Origin of the sequence: Bacillus sp. GMs2/2, assembly GCF_050172095.1 — a bacterium.
GTDB classification, from domain to species: Bacteria; Bacillota; Bacilli; order Bacillales; family Bacillaceae_G; genus Bacillus_A; species Bacillus_A cereus.
Window position 1 is genome coordinate 1 of sequence record NZ_JBNLYE010000582.1, and the last position, 1,867, is coordinate 1,867.

Consider the following 1,867-nt stretch of genomic DNA (forward strand, 5'->3'; position numbering starts at 1 on the left):
ATGTGATGATGCTTTAGATAGCATTGGCTTATATGCAGATCAAAAAGGGATGTATTATAGCACTGGTGAATATTCCCTTAATTGTAGTGGGATTTTTCAGCGATATATACTTGAAATTCTACCATTAGGTGTAAAACCTGTAGAAAGGGATTATATCGCTAAAATGATACATTACATGTGCTGTAATTCTAGTATGCTTTCGAAAAAGAATGTACACATGACATATTCCATGCATATGGAAAAGGTAATAAAGAGTTATATTACTGACATAGATGCAAGAGAGTTTAAAGAATTTGATGATGAATTGGATGTAGATGTAGTAAAAGTAGAAAAGAAAGATTCAATTATTCTACTTTAAATACTAGTAAACAAATCCTGCTCGTTATATCGATCAGGATTTGTCATTTTTTTATGTAAATAAGGATATCCTTTGTCAAGTATCTTTTCGTTTACATATTTACTTTATGTGCAGACAGGATTAATATGTTTTTTAGAAATACAAAAACTATTTCATATGGAAAAACGATTTTTATTAATTGAAAAAATTTGAAAGGAATGGGGAATTGTGAAGAAATTAGATGTGCTCTTAATGCTACTGAGCGGCCTCTTTCCAATTGCAGGACTTACAAAGCAAATCCCTCTAGAACAATCTATATATATTGGAGGGCTTTTATTTTTTACTAGTTTCGGTAGTTATTTTGCTAAAAAGATGTATTCACGTATATGCAGTTGGATAGCGTATGCGCCATTTATAACATTACTGTTAGTTATTTGGCATCAAGATATTTCAACAAGCTCAATCATAGCAAATGCGAAAATTGCTGCATGTGTCGCGTTAATTCCATGTTTATTCCGTTTTCGTACATATGGACTTACTTTGGGCTTATTCTCATTATGGGCCGCTTTACTATGGGATATAAAAGAAGTACAGTCGTTAGTTATACTTGAACGCATAACGAGTTTAATGACAAGCCATTATGTATATATATTACTATTAATTGGAGGACTTGTAATAGGAGGACTACTTGCGATGTTCATTCACCGCAAAGAGAAAGATAATAATAAAGAAAATATAAATCTACTTGGACCAAAAAAGAAACGCAAAAGATTATCATTTAAGATTCGTCTTCCAAGATTACCGAAATTAAGGATGAAACTATTTAAGTTTGGTGGGAAAGAATCTAAAAGTAAAATGCCAGAAAAAATCCATGAGTATAAGCACGAAGAACCAGTTGCAACATATGAAATGACAGAGAAAATAGATCCATACAAAGAAAATGCAGTTCAAGGTCAAACAAGGATGGAACGCCGAAGAAATAGGTATAATGCATAATGAAGTTTAATAACCCCGTAATGACTTATCTTAATATTGATAAATCATTACGGTTTTTTTATGTAATGAAATGAAGGTTGCTATTGCGGAGGGGAATAGCATATTTTATAGATAGGAACTAAAATAAGGGGAGGATAAAATGCTTATCATTACATATATATCTACTTGCATATTATTCTTAGTTAGCTTTTTACATGTATATTGGGCTTTCGGAGGTAATTGGGGGACAAATAGTGTTATTCCAACTAAATCAGGGGAAAAGGCGTTTACACCTCGCGCCGGAATGACATTGTTCATTGCATTATTATTAAGTATGGCAGCAATAATTTTGTTGCAACAAGCAAATATTGTTCATTTAGCAGTTCCTAATGTTATTATTCAAGTCGGTTCCTGGATTTGTATGATTGTCTTTTCTATTAGAGTGATTGGTGAGTTTAACTATTTTGGTATCTTTAAACGACAAAAAGATACGCACTTTGCAAGAATGGATACCGGTTTATATATTCCACTTTGTGCATTTTTATCTTTATCTTT

3 protein-coding genes are annotated in these 1,867 nt (G+C 32.0%); all 3 read left to right on the plus strand.

Going from position 1 to position 1,867, the window contains the following annotated elements; all coding sequences use genetic code 11:
- Positions 1–358, plus strand: a 358-nt coding sequence (locus ACQGS6_RS27570) for an RNaseH domain-containing protein (RefSeq protein ID WP_426965963.1), incomplete at its 5' end; no start/stop codon positions are given.
- A 207-nt stretch (positions 359–565) separates the two neighbouring features.
- Positions 566–1,333 carry a DUF3959 family protein gene (locus ACQGS6_RS27575; protein ID WP_074626496.1) on the plus strand — a complete coding sequence of 256 codons (768 nt, stop codon included), beginning with the start codon at positions 566–568 and terminating at the stop codon, positions 1,331–1,333.
- A gap of 139 nt (positions 1,334–1,472) precedes the next feature.
- Positions 1,473–1,867: DUF3995 domain-containing protein (locus ACQGS6_RS27580; protein ID WP_426965964.1), on the plus strand; the 395-nt coding region annotated here is incomplete at its 3' end.